The organism is Brachybacterium sillae (assembly GCF_025028335.1).
GTDB lineage: Bacteria > Actinomycetota > Actinomycetes > Actinomycetales > Dermabacteraceae > Brachybacterium > Brachybacterium sillae.
In genome coordinates this window covers 496,247-520,995 of record NZ_JAFEUW010000001.1, presented here as the reverse complement: position 1 = coordinate 520,995, position 24,749 = coordinate 496,247, and the positions used below count along the sequence as shown (strand labels likewise).

The following is a 24,749-nucleotide window of genomic DNA, read 5'->3' as shown; positions in this document are numbered from 1 at the left end:
GGGCTGTCGACCCTAGGAGCGTGACCCGTGCATCGGATCCTCGCGGCCGTCCTCATTCTGCTCGGCCTGGTGGGCCTCGTCCTCGGCCGGCTCGGGGACACGGTCTGGGCGCCCGCGCAGGAGCGCACCGCCCAGGTGACGCTCGAGAACCCCGGCCCCGCGGTGGTGCTCGACCCCGGTGTGCTGTACATCGGGGGGCAATCAGGCACCCTCACCGTCACCGGGCCCGCGGACGTCTCCGTGATCCGCGCCCCGGAGTCCGACGTCGCCGCCTACCTCGACGGGGTGCGACACACCCGCATCACCGGCGTTCCCGAATGGGGCACCCTCGCCGCGGAGACCGAGGAGGGCGAGGCGACCGTCCCGGGGGTCACGCAGGCCGACCTGTGGCCCGCCGTGGACACCCAGGGCCGCACCGCCACGGTGGACATCGCCGACTCCTGGGCCGCCGAGAACGGCACCGGCCCGTACCAGCCCGTGCTGCTGGTGACCGACGGCACGCAGCCGGGCGCCACCACCGTGGATCTCACCTGGCCGACCCCCGCCCGCAGCCCCTGGGCGCCGATCGCCTATGCCGCCGGAACCACCACCCTCATCCTGGGTCTGGTCTGGCTGGCCGTGTCCGCCGGTCGCCGCCGCCGCGAGGCGGGTGCCGAGAACCGCGAGACGGATGCAGAGAGCACTGAGCCGACCCGCGCCGAGCCGCGCACGGAGGAGATCCGATGACCCGCCATCCCCGTCCCGACCGGCGCACCCTGCTCGCCGGCACCGGGTTCCTGACCCTGTCCGGTGTGCTGGCCGCCTGCGCCCCGTCCGAGGACACCCCGCCGGCGGCCTCCAGCGGTGCGTCCGACGGCACCCCCACACCCAATCTGCGCCCCGAGCAGATCGAGCGTGTGGTGGGGGAGATCGTCGCCACGGTCGCCGAGGCCGACAAGGCCAAGGACGCTGCGGCGCTCGCCCCTCGCGTCACCGGGTCCGCCGCCGCCTTCCGCACGGCCGCCTATGCCGCCCAGAAGGCCGAACCGGAGCTCGCCTCCCAGATCGCCGGCCAGCTCGTGCCGCCGTCCTCGGCCGTGTTCGCGGCCGTGCCGACCCTCGGCACCGGGTTCCCCCGCAGCTCCGTCGTGCTCACCGGTGACGCGTCCGACCAGCCGCTGACCTTCCTCCAGATCACCCAGGAGGATGCCCGTGCCCCGTACACCACCTGGGGTTGGGCGGTGCAGATGCCGGGCGTGCCGATGCCGCGGATCGCCCCCGAGGGTGCCGGAGCCGAGGCCGTCCCGCCGGATGCCGACGACCTGCTCATGACCCCCACCCAGGCCCTGGCCCACTACGCCAAGGTGCTCAGCGACGGCGCCGCCGCCGACCCCCGCAAGCAGCTTGCGGCCGACCCCTACCTCACTGCCATGCACAAGGGCATCCAGGACGAGCGGGCGCAGCTCAACCGAGGTGTCGAGCAGGACCAGGTCGCGACCATCCGTGAGGTCTACACGCCGGTCGGCACCGAACAGGCGGCGGTTCGCACCACCGACGGCGGGGCGATCGTCATGGGGACCTTCACCTCCGTGCGGCGTCTCGCGGTGAAGCCGGGGGCGACCGTCGGCGGGTTCACGGTGGAGGGCGGGGCCCCCTCGTTGCCCGCGGCGCTCACCGGCCGCACCGAGTTCACGCGGGAGTTCGTTCGCGACTACGGGACCACGGTGGCACTGCATGTGCCGCCGCGCTCCGCCTCCGGCGGGAAGATCCAGCCGATCGCGGCTCTGCGCCACTTCCTGCGCTCCAGCGGCAGCTGAGACACTGCCGCCGCCACCATCGTCCTCGTCCCAGGAGTTCCGTCATGACCGATCCCTACGGCGTCATCGATCTCGCCTCGCTGAAGCAGAGCCCCGGGGAGGGGGCTTCCGCCGGTGCCGGCGCCCACGAGGTGCAGGTGACCGAGGCCTCCCTGCAGGAGGTGATCGCCGGGTCATCCCGCGTCGCCACCCTGATGGTGGTGACCAGCACCCGGGTGCCCGGCGGGGAGGAGTTCCTCGCCGCCCTGCGACGCGCGGTCGAGGCGAAGAACGGCGCGATCACCCTGGCGACGGTCGACGCCGATGCCCAGCCGCGTGTGGCCGCCGCCCTCCAGGTGCAGCAGCTCCCGACGGTGCTGCTCCTGCTGCAGGGTCAGCTGCAGCCGCTCTTCGAGGGACCTGTTCCCGAGCCGCAGCTCATGCAGCTGATGGACCAGGTGGTGCAGGTGGCCCAGCAGCAGGGTCTCTCCGGCGCCGCCGATGGGGAGAGCGCTCCCGCGGAGCCTCCGTTGTCGCCGCAGATGCAGGCCGCCCAGGACGCCGCTGAGCGCGGCGACTACGACGGGGCCATCGCCGCCTACCAGGAGATGCTCACCGCGAACCCCGCGGATGCGGAGGCGAAGGCGGGTCTGGCCACGGTGCGTCTGTTGCAGCGCACCGAGGGGGTGGATCTCGATGCCGCGCGCGGCGCGGCCGCCTCGGCCCCGAAGAGCCTTGCCGCGCAGATGCTGGTGGCGGACCTCGACCTGCTCGGTGGGCATGTCGAGGATGCCTTCGCCCGCCTGCTCGACCTCATGCGTGGGGTCGATGCCGAGTCCAAGGATGCCCTGCGAGCGCGACTGCTGGAGCTATTCGAGGTGGTCGGTGCGGAGGATCCGCGCGTCGGCCCCGCCCGTCGTCGACTGGCGAGCCTGCTGTACTGAGCGGGACCGGGCCGACCCCCAGGCGACCCCCGGGAGCGCGACGGCCCGGACGGCGATCCGTCCGGGCCGTCGCCGCGTTCAGGAGGGTCGTCAGGCCGAGCGCTCCGACCCCCGCACCTGGTCCTGCGGCACCAGGACCACCGCGCCCAGCGGCGGCACCTCGACCTCGGCCGAGTGGTCCCACCCGGCCAGCGGGATCTCCTGCGCCTGCACCGACCCGAGGTTGCCCACCCCGCTGCCGCCGTACACCGGGGCGTCGGAGTTCAGCTCCTCGAGCCACACGCCGCCACGGGGGAGCGGCACCCGCAGGCCGTGCCACGGCGTGGCCGAGTAGTTCACCACCACGGCGACCTCCTCGCCCTCGGCGGAGCGACGCAGGAAGGCGAAGACGTTGTGGTCGGCGTCATCACCGAGCAGCCACGCGAACCCGGCGGGATCCTGATCCAGCTCGTACAGGGCGGGATGGCGCAGCTGCAGGGCGTTCAGGTCCCGCACCAGCTGCTGGGCGCCGCGGTGCAGGGGGTAGTCGAGCAGCCACCACGACAGACCCGTGGCCTCGTTCCACTCGGTGCCCTGCGCGAACTCGCTGCCCATGAACAGCAACTGCTTGCCGGGGTGGGTCCACTGGTGTGCCAGGTAGGCGCGCAGGCTCGCCGCCTGCTGCCAGTCGTCCCCCGGGGCCTTGCGCAACAGGGATCCCTTGCCGTGCACGACTTCGTCGTGGCTGATCGGCAGGATGAAGTTCTCCGAGTACTGGTACACCATCGAGAAGGTCATCTCCCCGTGGTGGTAGCGGCGGTTGATCGGATCCTCGCCGAGGTACTGGAGCGAGTCGTGCATCCACCCCATGTTCCACTTGAAACCGAAGCCCAGGCCGCCGCTGCTGGTGGGCCGGGTGACGCCCGGGAAGGACGTCGACTCCTCGGCGATCATCACGATGCCGGGGGCACGCTTGTACGCGGTCGCGTTCGCCTCCTGCAGGAAGGAGATCGACTCGAGGTTCTCGCGGCCGCCGTGGATGTTCGGCACCCACTCCCCGGGGTTACGGGAGTAGTCGAGGTACAGCATGGAGGCGACCGCGTCGACCCGCAGGCCGTCCACGTGGAACTCCTCCAGCCAGTAGCAGGCGTTGGCCACCAGGAAGTTGCGCACCTCGCTCCGGCCCACATCGAAGATGTAGGTGCCCCAGTCCGGATGTTCCCCGCGGCGCGGGTCCGCGTGCTCGTACAACGGCGTGCCGTCGAAGCGGCCCAGGGCGAACTCATCCTTGGGGAAGTGCGCCGGCACCCAGTCCATGATCACGCCGATGCCGGCGGCATGCAGGGCATCGATCAGGCCGCGCAGCTCATCGGGCGTGCCCAGGCGCGAGGTCGGGGCGTAGTAGCCACTGACCTGGTACCCCCAGGACCCACCGAAGGGATGCTCGGCCAGCGGCATGAACTCCACATGGGTGAAGCCCATGCTGCGCACGTAGTCGACGAGCTCGGTGGCGAGCTCGGTGTACCCCAGGCCCGGTTTCCAGCTGCCCAGATGCACCTCGTAGATGGACATGGGGGAGCGGGTCGGGTCCTGCTGGGCGCGCTGTGCGAGCCACGCGGAGTCGTTCCACTCGTAGTGGGAGACCGTGACGATGGAGCCCGTGGCGGGCGGGACCTCGGCGCGGCGGGCCATCGGGTCGGCCTTGTCGCGCCAGACCCCATCGACACCGAGGATCCGGTACTTGTACACCGTGCCCTCGCCGATGGCGGGCACGAACAACTCCCACACTCCGGCCGAGCCGAGGCTGCGCAGGGCGTGACCGCGTCCGTCCCAGCCGTTGAAGTCGCCGACCACCTGCACGGCCCGGGCGTTCGGTGCCCACACCGCGAAGGAGGTGCCGTCGACATCGTCGACCGTGCGCACATGGGAGCCGAGGGCGTTCCACAGCTCCTCGTGGCGGCCCTCGCGGATCAGGTGCAGGTCCAGCTCACCGAGGGTGGGCAGGAACCGATACGGGTCGTCCTGCTCGACGGGCTCGGCACCCTCCGTCCACACGGTGCTGAGGCGATACGGGGGCACCTCGGAACCGGGGAACGTCGTCACCCACACGCCGTTGTACTCGTGCTCGAGGGCGTGGCGGGTGCCGTCGGCCAGCACCACCTCGACGGAGCGTGCCAGCGGGCGCAGCGCCCGCACCGTGATCGCGCCGTGGTACTCGTGGGCCCCGAGCACCGCGTGCGGCTCGTGCCATGATCCCGTCGCCACCGACCCGAGCTCGTGCTCGCCGACGGGGAGCCGGTCCGGCCCGGAGGGGACGAGGCCCTCAGGCGGGGTGGAGGCGCGCAGATCGGTCACCGGCTCACCGGCGGGCCGGGGATCCGGCCCGGTGGGGGCGGGGATGGTGTCAGGCATGGAGGTCCTCCTCAGGTCGGACGACGCGCAGGATGTGGGCGGGTCGGTGGGCCGGGTCGAGGATCACGAACGGGTGGGCGCCCCAGGAGAAGCGCTCCCCGGTCAGCAGATCCTCCACCTCGAACCCGTCGGGCAGGCCGAGAGCGCCGAGGTCCAGATGGATCGAGGACCAGACCTCGCCGTGCGCCTGCGTAGTGCTCACGACGAGGACGGTGTCGGCGCGCCCGGTGGGGCTGAACTCGGCCGGCAGGTGCTTGGAGAACACCAGCAGGCGCGGGTCGTCGGCCCCGTGGAAGTGGATGGTGGTCAGCTGCTGCAGGGACGGATGGTCGCGGCGGATGCGATTGAGGTCCCGCAGCAGCGGCTCCAGGGAGCGGCCGGAGGCGAGCGCCCCGGAGAAATCGCGCGGCTTGTACTCGTACTTCTCGTTGTCGATCTGCTCCTGGGCGCCGGGCCGGGGGACGTCCTCCACCAGCTCGTACCCGGAGTAGATGCCCCAGGTCGGCACCAGGGTGGCGGCGAGGATAGCCCGCAGGGCGAACGCGGGGCGGCCTCCTTCGCTCATGAAGGGCGTGAGGATGTCGTGGGTGGTGGGCCAGAAGCTCGGCCGCATGTAGTGCGCGGCGTCCACCAGCTCCTCGAGATACTCGCGCAGTTCCTGGGCGCTCTCCCGCCATGTGAAGTAGGTGTACGACTGGTGGTACCCGACCTTCGCCAGGGTGTGCATCATCATCGGCCGGGTGAAGGCCTCGGCCAGGAAGATCACCTCGGGGTGGGTGCGGTCGAACTCCGCCAGCAACTCCTCCCAGAACCGCACCGGCTTGGTGTGCGGGTTGTCGACGCGGAAGAGCGTGACCCCGTGCTCCACCCAGTACTCGAGCATGTCGCGGATGGCGGCGTACAGACCCTCGTAGTCGGTGTCGAAGCTGAGGGGGTAGATGTCCTGGTACTTCTTCGGCGGGTTCTCGGCGTAGGCGATGGTGCCGTCGGGCCGCACCACGAACCACTCCGGATGCTCGGTGACCCACGGGTGATCGGGGGAGCACTGCAGGGCGATGTCCATCGCCACCTCGAGCCCCAGCTCCTTTGCCCGCGCCACGAACGCGTCGAAGTCCTCGATCGTGCCGAGGTCGGGGTGGATGGCGTCATGGCCGCCCTCGGCCGCGCCGATGGCGTACGGGGACCCCGGATCACCCGGGCGTGCGTCGAGGGTGTTGTTGCGGCCCTTCCGGAAGCGGGTGCCGATGGGATGGATCGGCGTCAGGTAGACGACGTCGAAACCCATGTCGGCGATACGCGGCAGTTCCTCGGCGGCGCTGCGCAGCGTGCCGGAGATCCAGCCCCCCGCTTCGGGGTCGTAGTGGGCGCCCAGGGAGCGCGGGAAGATCTCGTACCAGGAGCCGTACAGCGCCCGGCGGCGGTGCACCGTGAGTCGGAAGGGGCCGGCCGCGGTGAGTCCGTCGCGCAGCGGACGCTCGTGCATCATCGCGCGCACATCGTCGGCGAGCGCCGGGGCGACGCGGGCGTCTGCGGACAGTCGGTGGTCACGCAGGGCGTCGATGGCGGCGTCGGCGAGGCGCCCGTCGGCAGCCGGGCGGGCCCCGGCGGCGGCCTCTTCGACCACACGCTGCAGCACCTGCACGCCCTCGGCGGCCACGAGGTCCTCGTCCAGGCCGGCGGGGATCTTCACCTCGGCCACCTGCGCCCAGGTGGCGTAGGGGGCGGAGAACGCCTCGACGCGGAAGCTCCACCGGCCGGTGCGATCGGGCGCCGCCCAGGTCTCCCAGGCGTCCAGCCCGGGGTTCACGCAGGTCATCGAGTGCACGTGTTCCGTGCCCTCGGGGTCGATGAGCACCAGCTGCACGCCCATCTTGTCGTGGCCCTCGCGGAAGGCCCCAGCGGTGAAGCGCACCGGCTCCCCCTCGGCACAGGAGGCCGGGAAACGACCGCCGTCGACGACCGGGCCGACCTCCATGATCGGGATGCGGCCCACGCCGTCGGCCAGGCGCTGGGGGCCGCGACCGCGGGCCCGACGGGCGTGTCCGGAGACTGGGGCGGAGGCGGTGGCGGTGGTGGGGGCGGGGCTGGTCGGATCGTGGGGCGCGGTCATCGGGACTCCTGCCTTGCTGGGGGATCCTTCTCGGTCGGTGGCGCAGCGTCCACCCTAGTGGCCCCGCGCGGGGGGACGCTGAGTGCGCTTGCGGCTCAGCGCCCTCGCCCCGCCGGAACGGTCACCACGACCACGCTGCCGGGAGCGACCTCGACGGCGCCGTCCTCGACGGGGTGTTCCTGCCCGGTGGCGCCCTCCGCGGCGGCGTCGAACACCACCCGGGCCGGTCCCTGCAACCAGGGCTGGTCGGGCAGTTGCACCGTCAGCGGTTCCTCCCCGGCGTGCAGCACCACCACCGCGTGCTCCCCGCCGGGTGCGCCGGGACGCACCATCACCAGGGTGCGGGCCCCGGCGGCGGACCAGTCCTCATGGCGCATCGGAACCCCGTCGGGGCGGCACCACAGCACCTGCTCCGGCCCGGGGTGGAGAGGGTCCACATCGAGCAACCAGCCGACCGGCCGCAACTGGGGCAGGCGGCGCCGCAGGCGGGTGAGGGTGCGCACCGCCTCCTCCTGCACGGTGCGGGTGAGCGTGCTGCTCCAGTCGACCCAGGAGATCTCGTTGTCCTGGCAGTAGGCGTTGTTGTTCCCCCGCTGCGTCCGCCCCGCCTCGTCACCGCCGAGCAGCATGGGCGTTCCGGCACCGAGCAGGAGCGTCGCCAGCAGGCTGCGGACGGTGCGGCGGCGACGGGCGGCGATCTCCTCGTGCTCCGGGAGCAACCCCTCGACACCGTGGTTCCAGGAGCGGTTGTCCGTGGTGCCGTCGCGCCCATCCTCCCCGTTGGCCTCATTGCGCTTGTGCTCGAAGGAGACCAGGTCCATCAGGGTGAAGCCGTCGTGGGCCGTGACATAGTCGATCGCCGCCCAGGGGGCCCGCAGGGACGCCCCGGCGGGCAGGTCGGCGGGGTCGAGACGGCGGAACACGTCGGCGCTCCCCGCGAGGCGGGTGGCGAGATCACGGACCCCGCCGATGACGCGATCTCCGTCGCGAGACCGTTCCCGCGGATGCTCCAACCAGAAGGAGCGCACATCGTTGCGGAAGGCGTCGTTCCACTCCGCGAAGGGAGCGGGGAACCCGCCGGTCTGCCACCCGCCGGTGCCGACGTCCCACGGCTCCGCGATCAGCTTCACGTCGCGCAGCACCGGGTCAGTGGTCATCGCGCGCAGCAGGGGGTGGTCGCTGCGGAACCCGCTGTGGTCCCGGCCCAGGGTGGCGGCCAGATCGAAGCGGAAGCCGTCGATGTGCACCTCCTCCACCCAATGGCGCAGGCTCCCGAGGATCAGGTCGACGACGTGCTGCGAGCGCGGGTCGAAGGTGGCGCCGGTGCCGGTGACGTCCACGAACCGGCCGTGGTCCATCCAATAGTGCTCGTGGGCGTCGAGGCCCCGCCAGCACACCGAGGGCCCGTCGGCGCCGCCCTCGGCGGTGTGGTTGTACACCACGTCGAGGATCACCTCGAGTCCGGCCGTGTGCAGTGCGCGCACCATGCGCTTGACCTCGTCGAGCACCCCCTGGGCCCCGGCCCGGCGGGCGGCGGCGGAGGCGTAGCGGTGGTCGGGCGCGAGATAGGCGAGGGTGCTGTACCCCCAGTAGTTCGTCAGACCGAGCCGGGCCAGGTGGGGCTCGTCGAGGGCGGCGTGGATCGGCAGCAGCTCCACGGCGGTCACGCCGAGCTCGCGCAGGTGGCCGGTGACAGCAGGATGGGCGAGTCCGGCGTAGGTGCCGCGCTGTTCCGGCGGAACTTCGGGATGCTGCATGGTCCAGCCTTTGACGTGGAGCTCCGCGATGACGGTGTCACGCCAGGGGGTGCGGGGACGGGCATCACCGCCCCAGTCGAAGTCGTCGCGCACCACCTCCGACCAGACGGCGTCGTCAGCGTCGTCGACCCGTGAGCGGCGCGGGGCGCCGTCACCGACCGGCCGGAGGAGGGAGTCGACCTCGTGGGCGAAGTGGGCCGAGAGCAGGGGGCTGGAGTGGCTCACGCCACGGGCCCAGGGGTCCAACAGCAGCCGTGCCGGGTTGAACCAGTGCCCTGAGGCGGGGTCCCACGGCCCGTCGACCCGTAGTCCGTAACGGGTGCCGGGGACCATGCCCTCGACCTCGTCCCACCACAGGGCTCCCTCGCGATGCCTCAGGCGGCGGCGCTCCTCGGTGGCTCCGTGCCGGACGCACAGGTCGACGGCGGTGGCCCGTGGCGCGGCGACGGCGAAGACTCCGCGCCCGTCCGCGTCGACCTGCAGGCCGGGGCGCGTCGGAGGGCGGGTGGTCAGCCGGGGGAGGAGGGGGAGAGGGGATCATGCACCCCGGCATTCTGGCACTTCGATGGGTAGACTCCCGGCGGACCACGTCCGTCGAGCGTCATGGGAGCACAGTCGACATGAGCCAGCCCTCGCAGTCCGCCTCTCAGCGCCCGGGGTCCGGCTTCACGCCCAAGGCCCCCGCGCTCTCCCCGGCGGACCTCGAGCGCAGCCGCGACATCGTCGCCACGATCTCCCGGGTCTTCGCCTCCCGCGTGGTGGGGCAGGAGAACCTGCGGCTGACGTTGCTGGCGTCGCTGGCCGCGGGTGGTCACGTGCTGCTGGAATCGGTGCCGGGTCTGGCGAAGACCACCGCCGCCTCCGCTCTCGCCTCCGCCATCGGCGGCAGCTTCCACCGCATCCAGTGCACCCCGGACCTCATGCCGAACGACATCATCGGCACGCAGATCTTCAACTATGGGTCCGGTACCTTCACCACCCAGCTGGGCCCGGTGCACGCGAACATCGTGCTGCTCGACGAGATCAACCGCTCCAGCGCGAAGACACAGTCGGCGATGCTCGAGGCGATGCAGGAACGGCAGACGTCCATCGGCGGTGAGGTATACCCGCTGCCGGAGCCGTTCATGGTGCTCGCGACGCAGAACCCCATCGAGGAGGAGGGCACGTACGTGCTCCCCGAGGCCCAGATGGACCGGTTCCTCATGAAGGAGGTGCTCACCTACCCGCGCCCCGCCGAGGAGCACGAGATCCTCGACCGCTCCACCGCCGGAGCCCTCGCCGCGCCGCGACAGGCGGTGGGCAGCGTGAGCCTGGACGACATCCGGTTCCTGCAGCGCATGGTCGACGGCGTGTATGTCGACGCCGCCGTGAAGCGGTACATCGTCGATCTCGTGTTCACCACCCGCGGCTCCGGGCCGAGGCCGGTGCCGAACCTCACCCAGTCGGTGCGGGTCGGCGCCAGTCCCCGCGGTTCTCTCGCCCTGATGCGGGTGGGCCAGGCCTTCGCACTGCTCAACGGCCGGGACTACGTCACGCCCGACGATGTGCGCGCCCTGCGCTATTCGGTGCTGCGCCACCGCCTGGTCATGACCTTCGACGCCCAGGCGGCCGGGGTGCTGCCCGAGCAGGTCATCGACGCGGTGTTCCAGGCCGTCCCGATGCCGTGAGGCGGGCCCCACGATGAGCGGTTCCCTGCTCACCCGGGTGAAGGCCCGGGTGGATCTGTACACCTCGAACCGTGCCCGTGGGTTGATCCACGGCCGCGGCCGGTCGGTGTTCAAGGGCAGCGGCGAGGACTTCGACGATCTGAAGTACTACCAGCCCGGTGACCGCATCTCCGATATCGACTGGAAGGCCACGGCCCGGTCGGGGGAGCCGCTGATCCGTCAGTTCAACGAGGAGCGCGTGCGGCATCTGGCGATCGTCGCGGACACCTCCTCGGCGATGGCGGCGACCGCCGCCGATGGCACCTCCAAGCGGGACGCCCTGGTGATGGCCGCCGGCCTGATCTGTTTCCTGGCCCAGCGCAACGGTGACCTGGTGAGCCTGGTGGGCGGCAGCGCCGCGCATCCGGTGCAGCTGCCCTCCCGCGCCAGCGACGGGCACCTGGAGCTGCTGCTGCGCACCATCCAGCAGCGCACCGACGAGGACGCCGATCCCTCGGACTCCTCCTGGCTGATCGATCGGGCGTTCCGTATGACGACCCGCCCCACGCTGATGACGTACATCACGGATGAGGCGCACCCGTCGGTCGAGGACCACCACCGTCTGCGCACCCTCACGACCCGTCACGACCTGATGGTGGTGCGGATCGGGGATGCTGATCCGCTGCAGGGGACGGACCTGGACCGCGACGTGGTCGACGTCGCCTTCCCGCGGGAGACCCCGGATCTGGCGCGTACCAGCAGCCGCGTGGCGCAGGAAGCCGAGGCGTTCCGTGCGGCACGGCGTGACGGTATCAGCGCCATGCTGGACTCGCTGCACGTCTCGCACATCCTCACTCGCGGTGAGAGCACCGTGGTGGAGGACATGGTCACCATGCTGCGCAGGAGGGAGTTCCGGCATGCCCGTGCCTGACCTGTTGCTCGCTGAGCCGCGCCAGGTGATCGACCCGCCGCAGTATTCGGTGGCGTGGCTGGTGCTGACGGTGCTGTGCCTGCTGCTGATCACCGCCACGGTGCTGGCCGTGCTGCGGCTGACCCGCCGGGCTGTGGAACGCCGGGCGTATGCGGCACGGCCCGACGACGACCAGACCCTGAAGGCCGAGTTCCTGCGCGCCGTGAACGACGTGGCCGATCGCCACCGGGCCGGGGAGCTCACCACCCGGGAGGGCCACCACGAGCTCACCGCGGTGATGCGCTCCTTCGTCCGCCGCACCACCGGGCAGGACGTCACCACCCAGGATGTGCGCACGCTGCGGGCCGACGCCCGCACCCGCGAGGTCGGGGAGCTGCTCGCGGAGCTCGCCGAACCGGGGTACTCCCCCGGGAGGATCAGGATCTCGACCGCTCCGTGCGCCGCGCCCGGGAGGTGATCCGCCGATGGTCATGAGGTTCTGGTGGGTCACCCTGGTGCTGCTGCTCGCGGGGATCGTGGTGTGGGCTCTGACGTTCCTGTACCGGCGTCCGCCGCGGCGTCGTCCCGTGCTGGTGGCGAACTCCGAGTTCCTGGAGCGGCTTCCCTCCTTCGTCCGCTCCCGTCGTCTGGCGCGGATCCTGAGGGTGCTGGCGGTCGGCACGGCGGTGTGCGGTCTGCTCTCCAGCGCGGTGCTGTCGGGCCGGATCGCCACCGAACGGGTGCAGAGCCCGGAGTTCGCCAACCGGGACATCGTGCTGTGCCTGGACGTCTCGGGCTCGATGTACAAGTACGACACCCAGATCCTGCGCACCTTCGCGGAGATGGTCGACTCCTTCCAGGGGGAGCGGATCGGGCTGTCGATCTTCAACTCCACCTCCCGCACCGTCTTCCCGCTGACCAATGACTACGACCTGGTGCGCCGTCAGCTGGAGGAGGGTGCCGAGGCCGTCGACTTCGACGAGTTCGGCTACCGCAGCGGCGCCGTCCAGTATCCGCAGGACAAGGTCCGCCGGTACACGGAGTTCGTGGCCGGCACGCGCGGTGTCGACGAGCAGGCGTCGATCGTCCCGGACGGCCTGGCATCCTGTGCGCAGGAGTTCGACCGCGCCGAGGAGGATCGCAGCCGGTCGATCATCCTGGCCACCGACAACGAGGTGAACGGCGAACCCATCTACACCCTCGCGCAGGCGGCGCAGACGGTGCAGGACCGCGGCGTGGACCTCTACACCATCTACCCCGGGGCCTTCGAATGCGGCCCGCAGTGCTTCGAGGAGCTGGAGCGGGAGACCCGCGCCCACGGCGGGGAGGTCTTCGCCTCCGACGACCCGAACGCGATGCCCCGCATCATCGCGCAGATCGAGCGGACGCAGGCGCAGGTGATGGGGGCCGCTCCGACGGTGGTGCGCACGGACCGTCCGATGTTCGGCGCGGTGTTGACGCTGCTGTCGCTGATCGCGGTGCTGCTGGTCGGGTGGAGGTCCCGCGAATGACCCCCCAGTTCCTGTTCCCGTGGTGGCTCATCGCGCTGCTGATGGTGCCGATGGCCGCGCTGTGCCTGCTGCTGCTGGTGCGTCGGCCCCGGCAGCGCTGGTCGTGGCTGCGGCGGCTGCTGATGGTGCTGCTGCTGGCCGTGGTGCTGGTGCGCCCGTCGACGCCTCTGGACGGTCTGCCCACGCAGCGGATGAACGCCAACGTGTTCTTCGTCGTGGACCGCACCGGTTCCATGAACGCCGAGGACTACGCCGAGGGCGCCCCCCGGCTGGACGGCGTGAAGGCTGACATGCGCCGCATCATGCAGATGACCGAGGGCTCCCGCTACAGCATCATCGCTTTCGATTCCGTCGCGGCGCAGCAGTTGCCCTTGACCACCGACGCCGGGGCGGCGGAGGCCTGGATCGACACCCTGACCACGGAACCCACGGCGTACTCCCGGGGGTCGAACGTCGACCGCGCCCGCACCACGCTGATCACCGCCCTGCAGGAGACCCGCGCCGAGGATCCCGACTCCTCGATCCTGGTGTACGTGTTCTCCGACGGCGAGAACACCGATGGGCAGGAATCCGAGGCGTTCTCCCCGGCCGCCCAGTTCGTCGACGGCGGGGCGGTGCTCGGGTACGGCACCGCCCAGGGCGGCAGGATGCGCGCCCAGGGCGGCGCGACCGACGGCGAGTACATCACCGACGGTTCCGGAGCCGAGGGCCGCTCTGTCATCGACGAGAACCAGCTGAAGACCATCGCCGGTCAGATGGGCGTGCCGTATCTGCATCGGACGGACCCCGAGGCCGCGATCGAGGGCACCATGGAGGGCATCGAGCTGAAGGCGGTGCCGTTGGAGTCCAGCACCCGGGCGCGCAGCTTCGAGGACTGGTACTGGGTGGCGTCGATCCCGCTGGCGCTGCTGTTCCTGTGGGAGCTGGGGGAGATGACCCGTCGACTGCCCCGTGACCAGCAGCGGGACCAGCAGCGAGCCACCGACTCACGAGGGGAGGGACAGCGACGATGAGCCGACGTCGAGAGGAACGCCCCCAGGACTACGGTCTGGACGTCGCACGACTGCGCCGCCTGCGGCGCATCTGGTTCGCCGTGCTCGCCCTGCCGCTGCTGGCCCTCGCCCTTCTCGCCGTGCGCTTCGCGTCGATGCCTCTGACCCAGGCCTGGCACGCCCAGGCCTATGGTGCGGGGGAGTACGCCACAGCCCCGGATCGCCTGTGGCCGGTCGAGCACGTGAACTGGTTCGAGCCGTACCTGCCGTCTCTCACCCGGGGCACCGATCTGTTGCAGGCTGGGGACCCGGCGGGCGCCGAGACCGAGCTGCGGGAGGCACTCACCCGCTGGGAGAACGGCCGGGATCTCAACCAGCCTCCCCACGCGGAGTGCAAGATCCGCAACAATCTGGCGCTGTCGATCGAGCGCCAGGCCCTCGCCCTCGAGGACCCGGCCCAGCGTGGCGACCGGCTGTTCGAGGCCGAGGAGATCATCGCTCCCTGCGCCTCCGGCGGTGGCGGCGGTGGCGGCGAGGGCCAGGACCAGGGCGGCGGCTCCCCGAACGAGGGGCAGCAGCAGGGCCAGGGCGGCAACGGCAACGAGGACGAGCAGACCACCGGAGAGAACGGTGAGCGCATCGAGGAGGAGCGCCGCGCCGCCGACGAGGAGGCCGGACGCGACCCGGACTCCCGCCCCCAGGACGAGGGTGAGGACGGCCAGGAGGACGGGGAACCGACCGAACCCGCCGAGTCCGCGGCACCGCCCAGCGGCGAGCCCCCGCGCCGTGATGACCCCGAGGGCGACGGCCCCCAGGAGGAGAAACCGACGCAGAGCCCGAACCCCGAGGAGCAGAAGCGCCAGGACGAGCTCGAGGAACGCAACAAGGGAGCCAACGGTGGCGACGGCCAGGACGACGGCGGCCCCTCAGGAGAACCGGAGAAGCCATGGTGACCGCACCGGCGCACCGCGCCTACCTCGACCACGCCGCGACGACGCAGCTGCGCCCCGCGGTCCGCGAGGCCTATCTCGAGGCCAGCGAGGTGGTCGGCAACCCCACCTCGGTGCACGCCTCGGGGCGGCGCGCCAGGGCGCTGCTGGATGAGTCCCTGGAATCGCTCGCCGCGGATCTCGGGGTGCCCCGATCCTGGATCGTGCTGACCTCCGGCGGCACCGAGGCGGACAACCTCGCGATCCGCGGGGTCGCCCGTGCGGTCCACGCAGCTCACCCGGAGCGCACCGCGGTGGCCGTGTGCGCCACCGACCACGCCGCCGTGCTGCAGACCGCACACTCCCTGGCCCCGGCCATCGAGGCCCGCGAGATGCCTGTGCGCTCGACCGGGGTGCTGGACCTCGACCAGGCTGCGCAGCTGCTCGCCGACGGGGCCGTGTCGGTGGCCAGCGCCGCTCTGGTGAACAACGAGACAGGCATCGTGCAGGACCTCGCCGGGCTCTCTCGCCTGGCCCGCGAGCACGGCACCCTGGTCCACACCGACGCCGTCCAGGGGCTCGGCCACACGGCCCTGCCCGATTGGGAGGGCGTGGACCTCATGAGCATCTCCGGCCACAAGATCGGCGCCCCTGTCGGCATCGGGGCGCTGATCGTGCGCCCCGGCACCCCGGTGCAGGCCGGCAGCACCGGTGGCGGGCAGCAGCGGGGCCTGCGCTCGGGCACCCTCGACGCCGCCCACGCCCGCACCCTCGCCGTCGCCGTCCACGAGACCCTCCGCGAGGCCGAGCAGGAGAGCGCGCGGCTGCGAGGGCTGTCGCAGCGGCTCCTCGCCGGGATCCTCCGGATCGCCCCCGACGTGGTGGTCATCGGGGGTGATGACGCCCCCCGCACCGGCCATGTCGTGAGCGTCGGCTTCCCGGGAGCGCATCACGAGTCCCTGGTGTTCCTGCTCGATGAGCAGGGCGTCGATGTCTCCGCCGGATCGGCCTGCTCCGCGGGGGTGCAGCGCGCCTCCCATGTTCTCGACGCGATGGGCATCGACCCGGCCGTCGTCGGGGGAGCCCTGCGCCTGTCCTTCGGGTGGAGCAGCACCGAGGAGGACGTCGACCGGGCGTTGGCCGCGCTCCCGGAGGCGCTGCGCCGCGCCCGGGCCGTCGGGAGCCTGTTCGGATGAAGGTTCTCGCGGCGATGAGCGGCGGGGTCGACTCCGCCGTCGCGGCGGCCCTCGCCCACGAGGCCGGGCATGACGTCACCGGCGTGCACATGGCGCTCTCGCGCGACCCCTCGCAGACCCGGGTCGGCTCCCGCGGCTGCTGCACCGTGGAGGACGCCGACGACGCCCGCGTCGCCGCCGAGCGCATCGGCATCCCCTACTACGTGTGGGACCTCTCCGAGGACTTCCACGATCTCGTGGTGGAGGACTTCCTCGCCGAATACGCGGCCGGTCGCACCCCCAATCCGTGCGTGCGCTGCAACGAGCGCATCAAGTTCGCGTCCCTGCTGGAGCGTGCCCGCCTGCTCGGTTTCGACGCCGTGTGCACCGGGCACTACGCGCGCGTCGCCCATGACGGTCCGGACGGCGCCCCCAGTCTGCATCGCGCACGGAACCGCGCGAAGGACCAGAGCTACGTGCTGGCGGTGATGGGGCCGCAGGCGCTCGCCGCGTCCGTGTTCCCCCTCGGCGGATTCGAGGACAAGCAGCAGGTGCGGCAGGCCGCCTATGAGCGGCGGCTGGGCATCTCCACCAAGCCCGATTCCTACGACATCTGTTTCATCGCCGACGGTGACACCCGCGGGTTCCTCCGCCGGCACCTGGGGGAGTCCCCGGGGGAGATCGTCGACGCCGATGGGCGCGTGCTGGGCGAGCACCGTGGCACCCACGGCTTCACGATCGGTCAGCGCCGCGGTCTCGGGCTGCAGGATCCTGCCCCCGACGGCCGCCCCCGCTACGTGGTCGACATCGACCCGCGGCGGCACCGGGTCGTCGTCGGCGCCGCCGAGCTGCTCTCCACCCGCACCCTCGAGGCCACCGACACGGTGCTGTTCGAACCCCTCGCACCCGGCCGGCCCGTCGCCTGCCAGATCCGCGCCCACGGAGAAGCCGTCCCCGGCATCGTCGAGCAGGCGGAGGACCACGGCGCGGTGCGCGTGACCCTGGAGCAGCCGATGCGCGGCGTCGCCGCCGGTCAGACCCTGGTGCTGTACGACGGCGACCGTGTGCTCGCCTCCGCCACTCTCACCCGGCGCACGGCATGAGCGCACCCACCTCGGAGCCCCTGGTCACCCTCGGCGCGGACGGCACGTTCCGCCCGGACGCCTCCGCAGCGGGCACCATCGACCCGCTCGAGGCCCTCACCACCCTGCGTGGCCTGCTCGGTGACGACCTCGAGGACGGCATCGCCACCCGCATGATGCTGCCGGCCGCGCTCGGGACCGAACCCGCCGACCAGCTGCTGCCCGCGAGTCTCACCCTGCTCGCCGACACCGCCGCCGACCTCACCAGCTTCGGCTGGCGCCTCGGCGTCGGACCCTCCCGGGCCTGGGCCCGCGCCAGGGATCTGAGGGAGCGCCGCGTGGAGGCCGCCCAGGTGGCCCTGTTCGGGCTGGAGAAGGACCTGCAGGTCACGGCCCTCGGACCGCTCACACTGGCCACCGCCACGTTCCTGCCCGGAGGTGAGCGCACCCTCGCCGACCGCGGTGCCCTGCGGGACCTGCCCGAGGCCCTCGCCGCCGGCCTCAGCGAGCACCTCGCGGACATCCGCCGACGACTGCCCGGCGCCCGCCCGCGTCTGCTGCTGCGGGAACCGGCTGCTCAGACCGTGCTGGACGGGACCGTCCCCACCGTGTCCGGGCGGCAGCGCCATCGCGCGCTGCCCGCGCCGGAGCTCAGCCCCCACTGGCGATGGCTGCGGAAGGCTCTCGGTGAGGATGCGACCGGTCTCACGCTGGCCGTCCCGCCGCACCCCACACTGCTTGCGGCCGCTACGGCAGCGGGCATCACCGGGGTGGCCGTGCCCACCGGACTGCTCGGCCCGCTGACCGGGGTGGAGGAGGTGCCGCCCGCCCGGCGCGATCGTGCACGTCGTGACCGGGCCGCCTGGGAGGAACTCGCCCGCCTGCACAGCGACGGCGTGCGTCTGGAGATCCTGGTCGATCCGCGCCGCGCCGAGGCCCAGGTGGACGCCTTCGCCGCCGCCTGGCAGCGCCTCGGGTTCAGCGCCCGTGACCTGAGCGGTCTCACCCTTCTGGCGCACCCGGCCCCGGTGGGGTCCGCGGACCCGGCCCGGGAGCCCACCGCGACCGATCTGCCGGGCTCCGCCGACATCACCCACCTGCTGCGCCTCGCCCCGGCCTGGGCCGAACGCGTCGCGGGCTCGTGACGCGGCCCGCGGCACCCCGCCCCGGCCTGTCGGGGCCATGCGCCACAATGTCCGGGTGAACGCCCCGAAGCAGCCCCGCCCGAGCCAGGACAGCGCCGCCCCCGCGTCGGAGGCACCGGACCCGAACGCCCCCGCCGTCGAGGACTCCGCGGTCGAGCAGTCTGCCGTCGAGCGCCGCACCGCCGATGCTCAGCAGCGGATCGCCGAGCTGACCGCCCGCATCGAGCAGGCCCGGGTCGACTACTACGAGAAGGCCGCCCCCACCATGACTGATGGGGAGTATGACCAGCTCGAGCGGGAGCTGCGGGAGCTCGAAGAGGCCCACCCGCAGCTGGCCCGTGCCGATTCCCCCACCCGCACGGTGGGCGGTGGGGTCGCGCAGGGTTTCGCCCCCGTGGAGCACCTGGAGCGGATGTTCAGTCTCGACAACGCCTTCAGCCTGGACGAGTTGCGCGCCTGGGGGGAGCGAGTGGTGGAGGGACTCGGCCAGGGCGCCGAGATCCGCTACCTGACGGAGCTGAAGATCGACGGCCTCGCCATCGACCTGGTCTACGAGCAGGGACGACTGGTGCGGGCCGCCACCCGAGGTGACGGCCGCGTCGGCGAGGACGTCACCGCGAACGTCCGGACCATCGCGAACGTCCCTCACCGCCTCGACACCGACACCCCGCCGGCGGTGCTGGAGGTCCGCGGTGAGGTGTTCTTCCCGACCGCCGACTTCGAGCGCCTCAACCAGGAGCGCGAGGAGGCCGGTCTCACCCGCTTCGCGAACCCCCGCAACACGGCCGCCGGGTCCCTGCGGCAGAAGGATCCTGCGGTCACCGCCTCCCGTGCCCTGGCGGTGTACGTCCACGGCATCGGGGTGCACGAGGGCGTCACCCTCGCCTCCCAGTCGGAGGTCTACGCCCAGCTGGCCGCCTGGGGGTTGCCGACATCCCCGCACACCCGGGTGCTCACCTCCCTCGACGAGGTCGCCGACTACATCGTCGACCGCGGCGAGAAGCGCCATGACGTGGAGCACGAGATCGACGGCATCGTGGTGAAGGTCGACTCCTTCGCCCAGCAGCGTCGCCTCGGCGCCACCTCCCGGGCGCCCCGCTGGGCCATCGCCTACAAGTACCCGCCGGAGGAGGTCACCACCCGCCTGATCGACATCCAGGTGGAGGTGGGTCGCACCGGCCGGGTCACCCCCTTCGGGGTGATGGAACCGGTGACCGTCGCGGGCTCGACCGTCCAGTTCGCCACCCTCCATAACCAGTTCGAGGTGGAACGCAAGGGCGTCCTGATCGGCGACATGGTGATCCTGCGCAAGGCGGGTGATGTGATCCCCGAGATCCTCGGCCCGGTCGAGGCACTGCGCACCGGGCAGGAACGCGCCTTTGTCATGCCCTCGCACTGCCCCTCCTGCGGCACCCCCATCGCCCCCGCCAAGGAGGGTGACAAGGACTGGCGCTGCCCGAACCAGAAGGACTGCCCGGCGCAGGTGACGGGCCGGCTGGTGCATGCCGCGTCCCGCGGCGCCTTCGACATCGAGTCCCTCGGGGAGGAGACGGCGATCGCCCTGACGGATCCCGACCGCCGCCGGGACGAGGCGCTCGCCGCGGTGCGCGCCGGCCACGCCCTCTACCTGCCCGTGCAGGATCCCGCCGACACCGCCCACGACGCCTTCGTCGTCGTGCGCAACGGGGAGGAGGTCGAGGGCACCGACGGCACCCCGCGGCTGCGCGTCACCGATGCCGAGGATCCGCTGATCCCGGCGCCCCAGACGCCCGTGGTGACCACCGGGGCGAACCTCTTCGACCTCACCGCGGAGGATCTGCGCGACGTCGTCGTCTACCAGCCGGAGAAACGTGACGGGCGCGAGACCGGCGACTGGCGGGTGCAGCCCGCGTTCTGGAGTCGCCCGAGTCTGCGGCACTACCGGTCGTCGGACTCCTGGCGCCGGGTGGGGGAGGCCGCCCCGCTGAAGAACACCCTCACCATGCTCGAGGAGTTGGAGACGAAGAAGGCCTCGCAACCTCTGTGGCGGGTGCTGGTGGCGCTGTCGATCCGACACGTCGGGCCGACCGCCGCGCGCTCCCTGGCCACCGCCTTCGGATCCCTGCCGGAGATCCGGGATGCCGACCCGCAGCGCCTGGCCGAGACAGATGGCGTCGGCCCCACCATCGCCGAGTCCCTGCGCGAATGGTTCGCCGTCGACTGGCACCAGGAGCTGCTGGCCGCGTGGGAGGCCTCGGGCGTGCGGATGGTCGACGACGTCGAGGAGGGCTTCGTGCGCACCCTCGAGGGCCTCACCGTCGTCGTCACCGGTGGTCTCGAGGGGTTCACCCGGGACGGCGCCAAGGAGGCGATCATCGCGCGCGGCGGGAAGGCCGCCGGCTCGGTGTCGAAGAAGACCGACTACGTGGTCATCGGCGAGAACGCCGGCAGCAAGGCCGATCGGGCACGGGAGCTGGGCCGACCCCTCCTCGACGAGGCCGGATTCGTGGCGCTGCTGGAGGGTGGTCCCGAGGCCGTCGCCGATCGCCTCGACCTCGCGGCCGGCGAGGCCCAGGGAGACTGAGGGACAGGGTCAGCGGGCGTCGCCCGCGCCCGCCTCGTCCTGGGCATCGTCCGCCGCATCCTCGATCGGGTCGTCGAACCCGGAGCGGCGCAGGCGGTCGATCGTGCGCTCGTTGTCGTGCATCGGGTTGTCCTTGGTGGCCAGAGCCTCTCGCATGCGCTTCTCGAGCTCCTGGACCTTGCGGATCTCCGGGTTGTCCGAGGGCGTGTCGCCGTCCTCGGGATCGTGGGAGAGGTAGTCGATGTGCGGGTCCACGCTCATGGCGGCGCTCCTCTGGCTCGGGGATCGTCCTGCGCAGTCTACGGGGCAGGCCCCCGCACCCGGCGTCCACGGCGGCATCCCGCGTCCACCTCCCGCACCCCGCACGCCTAGACTGGGAGCCATGCCTTCGATCGGACGAGACGACGTCGCACGCCTCGCCGACCTCGCGCGGATCCAGCTCACGGACGACGAGATCACCCGGTACGCCGGGGAGTTCGACGCCATCATGGACGCTGTCGCCGCGGTCTCCGAGGTCGCCACCGAGGATGTCCCCGCGACGTCACATCCCCTGCCCCTGACCAACGTGTTCCGCAAGGACGAGGTCACCGAGACCCTGTCCCAGGAGGACGCCCTCGCCGGCGCCCCCGCCGCGGAGGACGGCCGCTTCGCCGTGCCGCAGATCCTGGGGGAGGAGTGACCATGACCGACACCGATCTGATCCGTCGCTCCGCCGCCGCGCAGTCCGCGGCCCTCACCGCCGGGGAGGTCTCCGCCGAGGAGCTTACCCGCGCCCACCTGGACCGCATCGCGGCCGTGGACGGCGACCTGAACGCGTTCCTGCACGTCGACGCCGACGGTGCCCTCGCCACTGCGCGCTCCGTCGACGAGGCCCGCCGCCGCGGGGAGGACCTCCATCCGCTGGCCGGTGTGCCGGTCGCGGTGAAGGACGTCGTCGTCACCAAGGGTCTGCCGACCACCGCCGGCTCCCGCATGCTCGAGGGCTGGGTCCCTCCGTACGACGCGACGCTCGTCGAGCACCTGCGTGCGGCCCGTCTGCCGATCCTCGGCAAGACCAACATGGACGAGTTCGCCATGGGCTCCTCCACCGAGACCAGCGCCTTCGGCATCACCCGCAACCCCTGGGGCCGCGACCGCATCCCCGGCGGATCCGGCGGCGGCAGTGCCGCGGCGGTCGGCGCCTTCGAGGCCCCGCTGGCGATCGGCACCGACACCGGTGGCTCCATCCGTCAACCTGCGGCCGTCACCGGCACCGTCGGTGTGAAGCCCACCTACGGCGGCGTCTCCCGCTACGGCCTCATCGCGATGGCGAGCTCCCTCGACCAGGCCGGTCCCGTGACCCGCACCGTCGAGGACGCCGCCCTGCTGCAGGAGGTCATCGGCGGTCACGACCACCGCGACTCGACCTCCCTGCCCGAACCCCTCACGGGTCTCGCCGACGCGGCCCGCCGTCGCGATGTCGCCGGTCTGCGCATCGGTGTGATTGAGGAGCTCGAGGGCGACGGATTCGATCCGCAGGTCAAGGCCCGCTTCGAGGAGTCCCTCGCGCTGCTCGAGCAGCAGGGCGCCGAGATCATCCGGGTCAGCTGCCCGAACTTCCGCTACGCCCTGGGGGCGTACTACCTGATCATGCCGTCGGAGGCCTCCAGCAACCTGGCGAAGTTCGACGGCATGCGCTATGGCCTGCGGGTGGTGCCGGAGGGCACCGCCACCGCCGAGGCCGTCATGAAGGCCACCCGCGGTCAGGGCTTCGGCGCCGAGGTGAAGCGCCGCATCCTGCTGGGCACCTACGCGCTGTCCGCCGGGTATTACGACGCCTACTACGGCAGTGCCCAGAAGGTCCGCACCCTGGTGCAGCGCGACTTCGCCGCCGCCTTCGCATCGGTCGATGTGCTCGCGTCCCCGACCGCGCCGACGGTCGCCTTCCGGTTCGGCGAGAAGGCCTCCGACCCGCTGGCGATGTACCTCAACGACATCGCCACCATCCCCGCGAACCTCGCCGGGGTGCCGGGCATCTCCCTGCCGTCGGGTCTCGCGGAGGATGATCTGCCCGCGGGCATCCAGTTCCTCGCCCCCGCGAGGGAGGACGCCCGTCTCTACCACGTCGGCGGCGCCCTGGAGGCGCTGCTGGAGGAGCGCTGGGGCGGCCCGCTGCTGGACCGCGCCCCGCAGCTGCAGGAAGGAGCGGCCCGATGAGCACCGACGCCCTCGTCGACTACGACGACGCCGTCACCCGCTATGACCCGGTCCTCGGCATCGAGGTCCACGTCGAGCTGGGCACGGCCACCAAGATGTTCGACGGCGCCCCGAACGTGTTCGCGTCTGAGCCGAACACCGCCATCACCCCGGTGTCCCTCGGGCTGCCCGGCACCCTGCCGGTGGTCAACGAGAAGGCCGTGGAGTACGCGATCAAGATCGGCCTCGCGCTGAACTGCCAGATCGCGGAGTCCTGCCGCTTCGCGCGCAAGCAGTACTTCTACCCGGATCTCACCAAGAACTTCCAGACCTCGCAGTACGACGAGCCGATCGCCTACGACGGCTGGCTCGACGTCGAGCTGGAGGACGGGGAGATCGTCCGCGTGGAGATCGAGCGCGCCCACATGGAGGAGGACGCCGGCAAGAACACGCATGTCGGTGGCGCCGGCGGGCGCATCCACGGCGCCACGTATTCGCAGGTCGACTACAACCGTGCGGGCGTGCCGCTGGTGGAGATCGTCACCAAGCCGATCGTCGGCACGGGGGCCCGTGCTCCGGAGGTCGCCGCGGCGTATGTGCGCACCCTGCGGGACATCTTCCGTGCGCTCGACGTGTCGGAGGCACGCATGGAGCGCGGCAACGTCCGAGCCGACATCAATGTGTCCCTGCGGCCCTCGCCGGAGGCTCCGCTGGGCACTCGCACCGAGACGAAGAACGTCAACTCCTTCCGCTCCATCGAGAGGACCGTGCGGTACGAGATCTCCCGCCATGCGGCGGTGCTCGACGCGGGGCAGCCTGTGCTGCAGGAGACCCGGCACTTCCACGAGGAGGACGGCAGCACCAGCTCCGGGCGCGTGAAGTCCGATGCCGAGGACTATCGCTATTTCCCCGAGCCCGATCTGGTGCCGGTGGCGCCGAGCCGCGAGTGGGTGGAGGAACTGCGTGCCTCCCTGCCGGAGCTGCCGGCCGCTCGCCGCCGCCGTCTGCTGGGGGAGTGGGGCTTCTCGGAGCTCGAGATGCGCGACGTGCTGAACGCCGGTGCCCTCGACCTCATCGAGCAGACCGTCGCCGCTGGCGCCGCCCCGAACGCCGCCCGCAAGTGGTGGACCGGTGAGCTCGCCCGGACCGCCAAGGAGCGCGAGGCGGACCTCGACGCCCTGCCCGTCACCCCGGCGCAGGTCGCGGAGCTGCAGGGCCTCGTGGACGGCAAGAAGATCAACGACAAGATCGCCAAGAAGGTCCTCGGCCAGGTGCTCGAGGGCCAGGGTGATCCGGCGCAGATCGTCGAGCGAGACGGTCTGGCCGTGGTCTCCGACGATTCGGTGCTCACCGCCGCCGTCGATCAGGCCCTGGCCGAGAACCCCGATGTGGTCGCGAAGATCCAGGGCGGGAAGGTGCAGGCGATCGGTGCGCTGATCGGTCCGATCATGAAGGCGACCCGCGGGCAGGCCGACGCCGCCCGCGTGCGCGAGATCATCCTGGAGAAGCTCGGCGTCGAGGGCTGAGGCCTCTCACGGCCGGCTGTGCGACACACTGACCCTCCGACACGGCCGACGGGGGCGGGGCATCCACGATGCCCCGCCCCCGTCGGCCGTCCGGCGCTTCTGGACGAGAGACCGACCA

Annotated in this window: 20 protein-coding genes; 16 read left to right on the top strand and 4 right to left on the bottom strand. The window is 71.7% G+C overall.

Annotated features, from left to right (window positions below):
- The first annotated feature begins 27 nt into the window (after positions 1–27).
- The 3 genes from JSY14_RS02325 to JSY14_RS02315 are packed head-to-tail and all read left to right on the top strand — an operon-like array spanning position 28 to position 2,719.
- Positions 28–726, top strand: a complete 699-nt coding sequence (locus JSY14_RS02325) for a hypothetical protein (RefSeq protein WP_259557154.1) — start codon at positions 28–30, stop codon at positions 724–726.
- Complete coding sequence (locus JSY14_RS02320) at positions 723–1,796, top strand: DUF8094 domain-containing protein (RefSeq protein WP_259557152.1); 1,074 nt, start codon at positions 723–725, stop codon at positions 1,794–1,796. Before JSY14_RS02325 ends, JSY14_RS02320 begins: the two co-directional genes overlap by 4 nt.
- A gap of 44 nt (positions 1,797–1,840) precedes the next feature.
- Entirely contained in the window at positions 1,841–2,719 is an 879-nt protein-coding gene (locus JSY14_RS02315) for a co-chaperone YbbN (RefSeq protein ID WP_259557151.1), read from the top strand.
- Between the two features lie 90 nt (positions 2,720–2,809).
- Here JSY14_RS02315 and glgB read toward each other — a convergent pair whose 3' ends face one another.
- From glgB to glgX, 3 genes are all read right to left on the bottom strand, one after another.
- Positions 2,810–5,110 (bottom strand): 1,4-alpha-glucan branching protein GlgB, encoded by a 2,301-nt coding sequence (gene glgB / locus JSY14_RS02310; protein WP_259557150.1) that lies wholly within the window; start codon positions 5,108–5,110, stop codon positions 2,810–2,812.
- Positions 5,103–7,220 (bottom strand): alpha-1,4-glucan--maltose-1-phosphate maltosyltransferase, encoded by a 2,118-nt coding sequence (locus JSY14_RS02305; protein ID WP_432803591.1) that lies wholly within the window; start codon positions 7,218–7,220, stop codon positions 5,103–5,105. The genes glgB and JSY14_RS02305 overlap by 8 nt, the downstream gene beginning before the upstream one ends.
- A gap of 95 nt (positions 7,221–7,315) precedes the next feature.
- Positions 7,316–9,460, bottom strand: coding sequence for a glycogen debranching protein GlgX (glgX, locus tag JSY14_RS02300; RefSeq protein WP_259559505.1), 2,145 nt, complete (start codon positions 9,458–9,460; stop codon positions 7,316–7,318).
- 137 nt (positions 9,461–9,597) lie between these two features.
- Between glgX and JSY14_RS02295 the strand changes: the two genes are divergently transcribed.
- The 10 genes from JSY14_RS02295 to ligA are packed head-to-tail and all read left to right on the top strand — an operon-like array spanning position 9,598 to position 20,930.
- Positions 9,598–10,644, top strand: coding sequence for an AAA family ATPase (locus JSY14_RS02295; protein WP_259557149.1), 1,047 nt, complete (start codon positions 9,598–9,600; stop codon positions 10,642–10,644).
- A gap of 13 nt (positions 10,645–10,657) precedes the next feature.
- The gene (locus JSY14_RS02290; RefSeq protein WP_259557148.1) at positions 10,658–11,554 is read left to right on the top strand and encodes a DUF58 domain-containing protein; all 897 of its coding nucleotides are present in this window, start codon (positions 10,658–10,660) and stop codon (positions 11,552–11,554) included.
- The gene (locus JSY14_RS02285; protein ID WP_259557147.1) at positions 11,541–12,011 is read left to right on the top strand and encodes a hypothetical protein; all 471 of its coding nucleotides are present in this window, start codon (positions 11,541–11,543) and stop codon (positions 12,009–12,011) included. The genes JSY14_RS02290 and JSY14_RS02285 overlap by 14 nt, the downstream gene beginning before the upstream one ends.
- A 13-nt stretch (positions 12,012–12,024) precedes the next feature.
- Complete coding sequence (locus JSY14_RS02280; RefSeq protein WP_259557146.1) at positions 12,025–13,044, top strand: vWA domain-containing protein; 1,020 nt, start codon at positions 12,025–12,027, stop codon at positions 13,042–13,044.
- Positions 13,041–14,057: a vWA domain-containing protein gene (locus tag JSY14_RS02275; RefSeq protein WP_259557145.1), complete on the top strand. Its 1,017-nt coding sequence runs from the start codon at positions 13,041–13,043 to the stop codon at positions 14,055–14,057. The genes JSY14_RS02280 and JSY14_RS02275 overlap by 4 nt, the downstream gene beginning before the upstream one ends.
- Positions 14,054–14,989 carry a hypothetical protein gene (locus tag JSY14_RS02270; protein WP_259557144.1) on the top strand — a complete coding sequence of 312 codons (936 nt, stop codon included), beginning with the start codon at positions 14,054–14,056 and terminating at the stop codon, positions 14,987–14,989. Before JSY14_RS02275 ends, JSY14_RS02270 begins: the two co-directional genes overlap by 4 nt.
- Positions 14,983–16,161 carry a cysteine desulfurase family protein gene (locus JSY14_RS02265; RefSeq protein WP_259557143.1) on the top strand — a complete coding sequence of 393 codons (1,179 nt, stop codon included), beginning with the start codon at positions 14,983–14,985 and terminating at the stop codon, positions 16,159–16,161. The genes JSY14_RS02270 and JSY14_RS02265 overlap by 7 nt, the downstream gene beginning before the upstream one ends.
- Complete coding sequence (mnmA, locus tag JSY14_RS02260; protein ID WP_259557142.1) at positions 16,158–17,243, top strand: tRNA 2-thiouridine(34) synthase MnmA; 1,086 nt, start codon at positions 16,158–16,160, stop codon at positions 17,241–17,243. The genes JSY14_RS02265 and mnmA overlap by 4 nt, the downstream gene beginning before the upstream one ends.
- Complete coding sequence (locus tag JSY14_RS02255; protein WP_259557141.1) at positions 17,240–18,367, top strand: uroporphyrinogen decarboxylase/cobalamine-independent methonine synthase family protein; 1,128 nt, start codon at positions 17,240–17,242, stop codon at positions 18,365–18,367. The genes mnmA and JSY14_RS02255 overlap by 4 nt, the downstream gene beginning before the upstream one ends.
- Before the next feature lie 37 nt (positions 18,368–18,404).
- On the top strand, positions 18,405–20,930 hold the full coding sequence (gene ligA, locus JSY14_RS02250) for an NAD-dependent DNA ligase LigA (RefSeq protein ID WP_259557139.1): 2,526 nt from the start codon (positions 18,405–18,407) through the stop codon (positions 20,928–20,930).
- A gap of 9 nt (positions 20,931–20,939) precedes the next feature.
- Here the strand turns inward: ligA and JSY14_RS02245 are convergent, their stop codons facing one another.
- Positions 20,940–21,191: a hypothetical protein gene (locus JSY14_RS02245; protein ID WP_259557137.1), complete on the bottom strand. Its 252-nt coding sequence runs from the start codon at positions 21,189–21,191 to the stop codon at positions 20,940–20,942.
- Positions 21,192–21,312: 121 nt separating this feature from the next.
- Between JSY14_RS02245 and gatC the strand changes: the two genes are divergently transcribed.
- The 3 genes from gatC to gatB are packed head-to-tail and all read left to right on the top strand — an operon-like array spanning position 21,313 to position 24,631.
- Positions 21,313–21,609 (top strand): Asp-tRNA(Asn)/Glu-tRNA(Gln) amidotransferase subunit GatC, encoded by a 297-nt coding sequence (gatC, locus tag JSY14_RS02240; RefSeq protein WP_259557136.1) that lies wholly within the window; start codon positions 21,313–21,315, stop codon positions 21,607–21,609.
- A 2-nt stretch (positions 21,610–21,611) separates the two neighbouring features.
- Complete coding sequence (gatA, locus tag JSY14_RS02235) at positions 21,612–23,126, top strand: Asp-tRNA(Asn)/Glu-tRNA(Gln) amidotransferase subunit GatA (protein WP_259557135.1); 1,515 nt, start codon at positions 21,612–21,614, stop codon at positions 23,124–23,126.
- Positions 23,123–24,631, top strand: a complete 1,509-nt coding sequence (gatB, locus tag JSY14_RS02230; protein ID WP_259557134.1) for an Asp-tRNA(Asn)/Glu-tRNA(Gln) amidotransferase subunit GatB — start codon at positions 23,123–23,125, stop codon at positions 24,629–24,631. The genes gatA and gatB overlap by 4 nt, the downstream gene beginning before the upstream one ends.
- Positions 24,632–24,749: the final 118 nt, after the last annotated feature.

Excerpts from the sequence above, each read along its gene's own strand:
- JSY14_RS02320 (WP_259557152.1), top strand. The coding sequence starts at position 723 with ATGACCCGCCATCCCCGTCCCGACCGGCGCACCCTGCTCGCCGGCACC.
- JSY14_RS02315 (WP_259557151.1), top strand. The coding sequence starts at position 1,841 with ATGACCGATCCCTACGGCGTCATCGATCTCGCCTCGCTGAAGCAGAGC.
- glgB (WP_259557150.1), bottom strand. The coding sequence starts at position 5,110 with ATGCCTGACACCATCCCCGCCCCCACCGGGCCGGATCCCCGGCCCGCC.
- JSY14_RS02305 (WP_432803591.1), bottom strand. The coding sequence starts at position 7,220 with ATGACCGCGCCCCACGATCCGACCAGCCCCGCCCCCACCACCGCCACC.
- JSY14_RS02295 (WP_259557149.1), top strand. The coding sequence starts at position 9,598 with ATGAGCCAGCCCTCGCAGTCCGCCTCTCAGCGCCCGGGGTCCGGCTTC.
- JSY14_RS02290 (WP_259557148.1), top strand. The coding sequence starts at position 10,658 with ATGAGCGGTTCCCTGCTCACCCGGGTGAAGGCCCGGGTGGATCTGTAC.
- JSY14_RS02285 (WP_259557147.1), top strand. The coding sequence starts at position 11,541 with ATGCCCGTGCCTGACCTGTTGCTCGCTGAGCCGCGCCAGGTGATCGAC.
- JSY14_RS02280 (WP_259557146.1), top strand. The coding sequence starts at position 12,025 with ATGAGGTTCTGGTGGGTCACCCTGGTGCTGCTGCTCGCGGGGATCGTG.
- JSY14_RS02275 (WP_259557145.1), top strand. The coding sequence starts at position 13,041 with ATGACCCCCCAGTTCCTGTTCCCGTGGTGGCTCATCGCGCTGCTGATG.
- JSY14_RS02270 (WP_259557144.1), top strand. The coding sequence starts at position 14,054 with ATGAGCCGACGTCGAGAGGAACGCCCCCAGGACTACGGTCTGGACGTC.
- JSY14_RS02265 (WP_259557143.1), top strand. The coding sequence starts at position 14,983 with ATGGTGACCGCACCGGCGCACCGCGCCTACCTCGACCACGCCGCGACG.
- mnmA (WP_259557142.1), top strand. The coding sequence starts at position 16,158 with ATGAAGGTTCTCGCGGCGATGAGCGGCGGGGTCGACTCCGCCGTCGCG.
- JSY14_RS02255 (WP_259557141.1), top strand. The coding sequence starts at position 17,240 with ATGAGCGCACCCACCTCGGAGCCCCTGGTCACCCTCGGCGCGGACGGC.
- ligA (WP_259557139.1), top strand. The coding sequence starts at position 18,405 with ATGCGCCACAATGTCCGGGTGAACGCCCCGAAGCAGCCCCGCCCGAGC.
- JSY14_RS02245 (WP_259557137.1), bottom strand. The coding sequence starts at position 21,191 with ATGAGCGTGGACCCGCACATCGACTACCTCTCCCACGATCCCGAGGAC.
- gatC (WP_259557136.1), top strand. The coding sequence starts at position 21,313 with ATGCCTTCGATCGGACGAGACGACGTCGCACGCCTCGCCGACCTCGCG.
- gatA (WP_259557135.1), top strand. The coding sequence starts at position 21,612 with ATGACCGACACCGATCTGATCCGTCGCTCCGCCGCCGCGCAGTCCGCG.
- gatB (WP_259557134.1), top strand. The coding sequence starts at position 23,123 with ATGAGCACCGACGCCCTCGTCGACTACGACGACGCCGTCACCCGCTAT.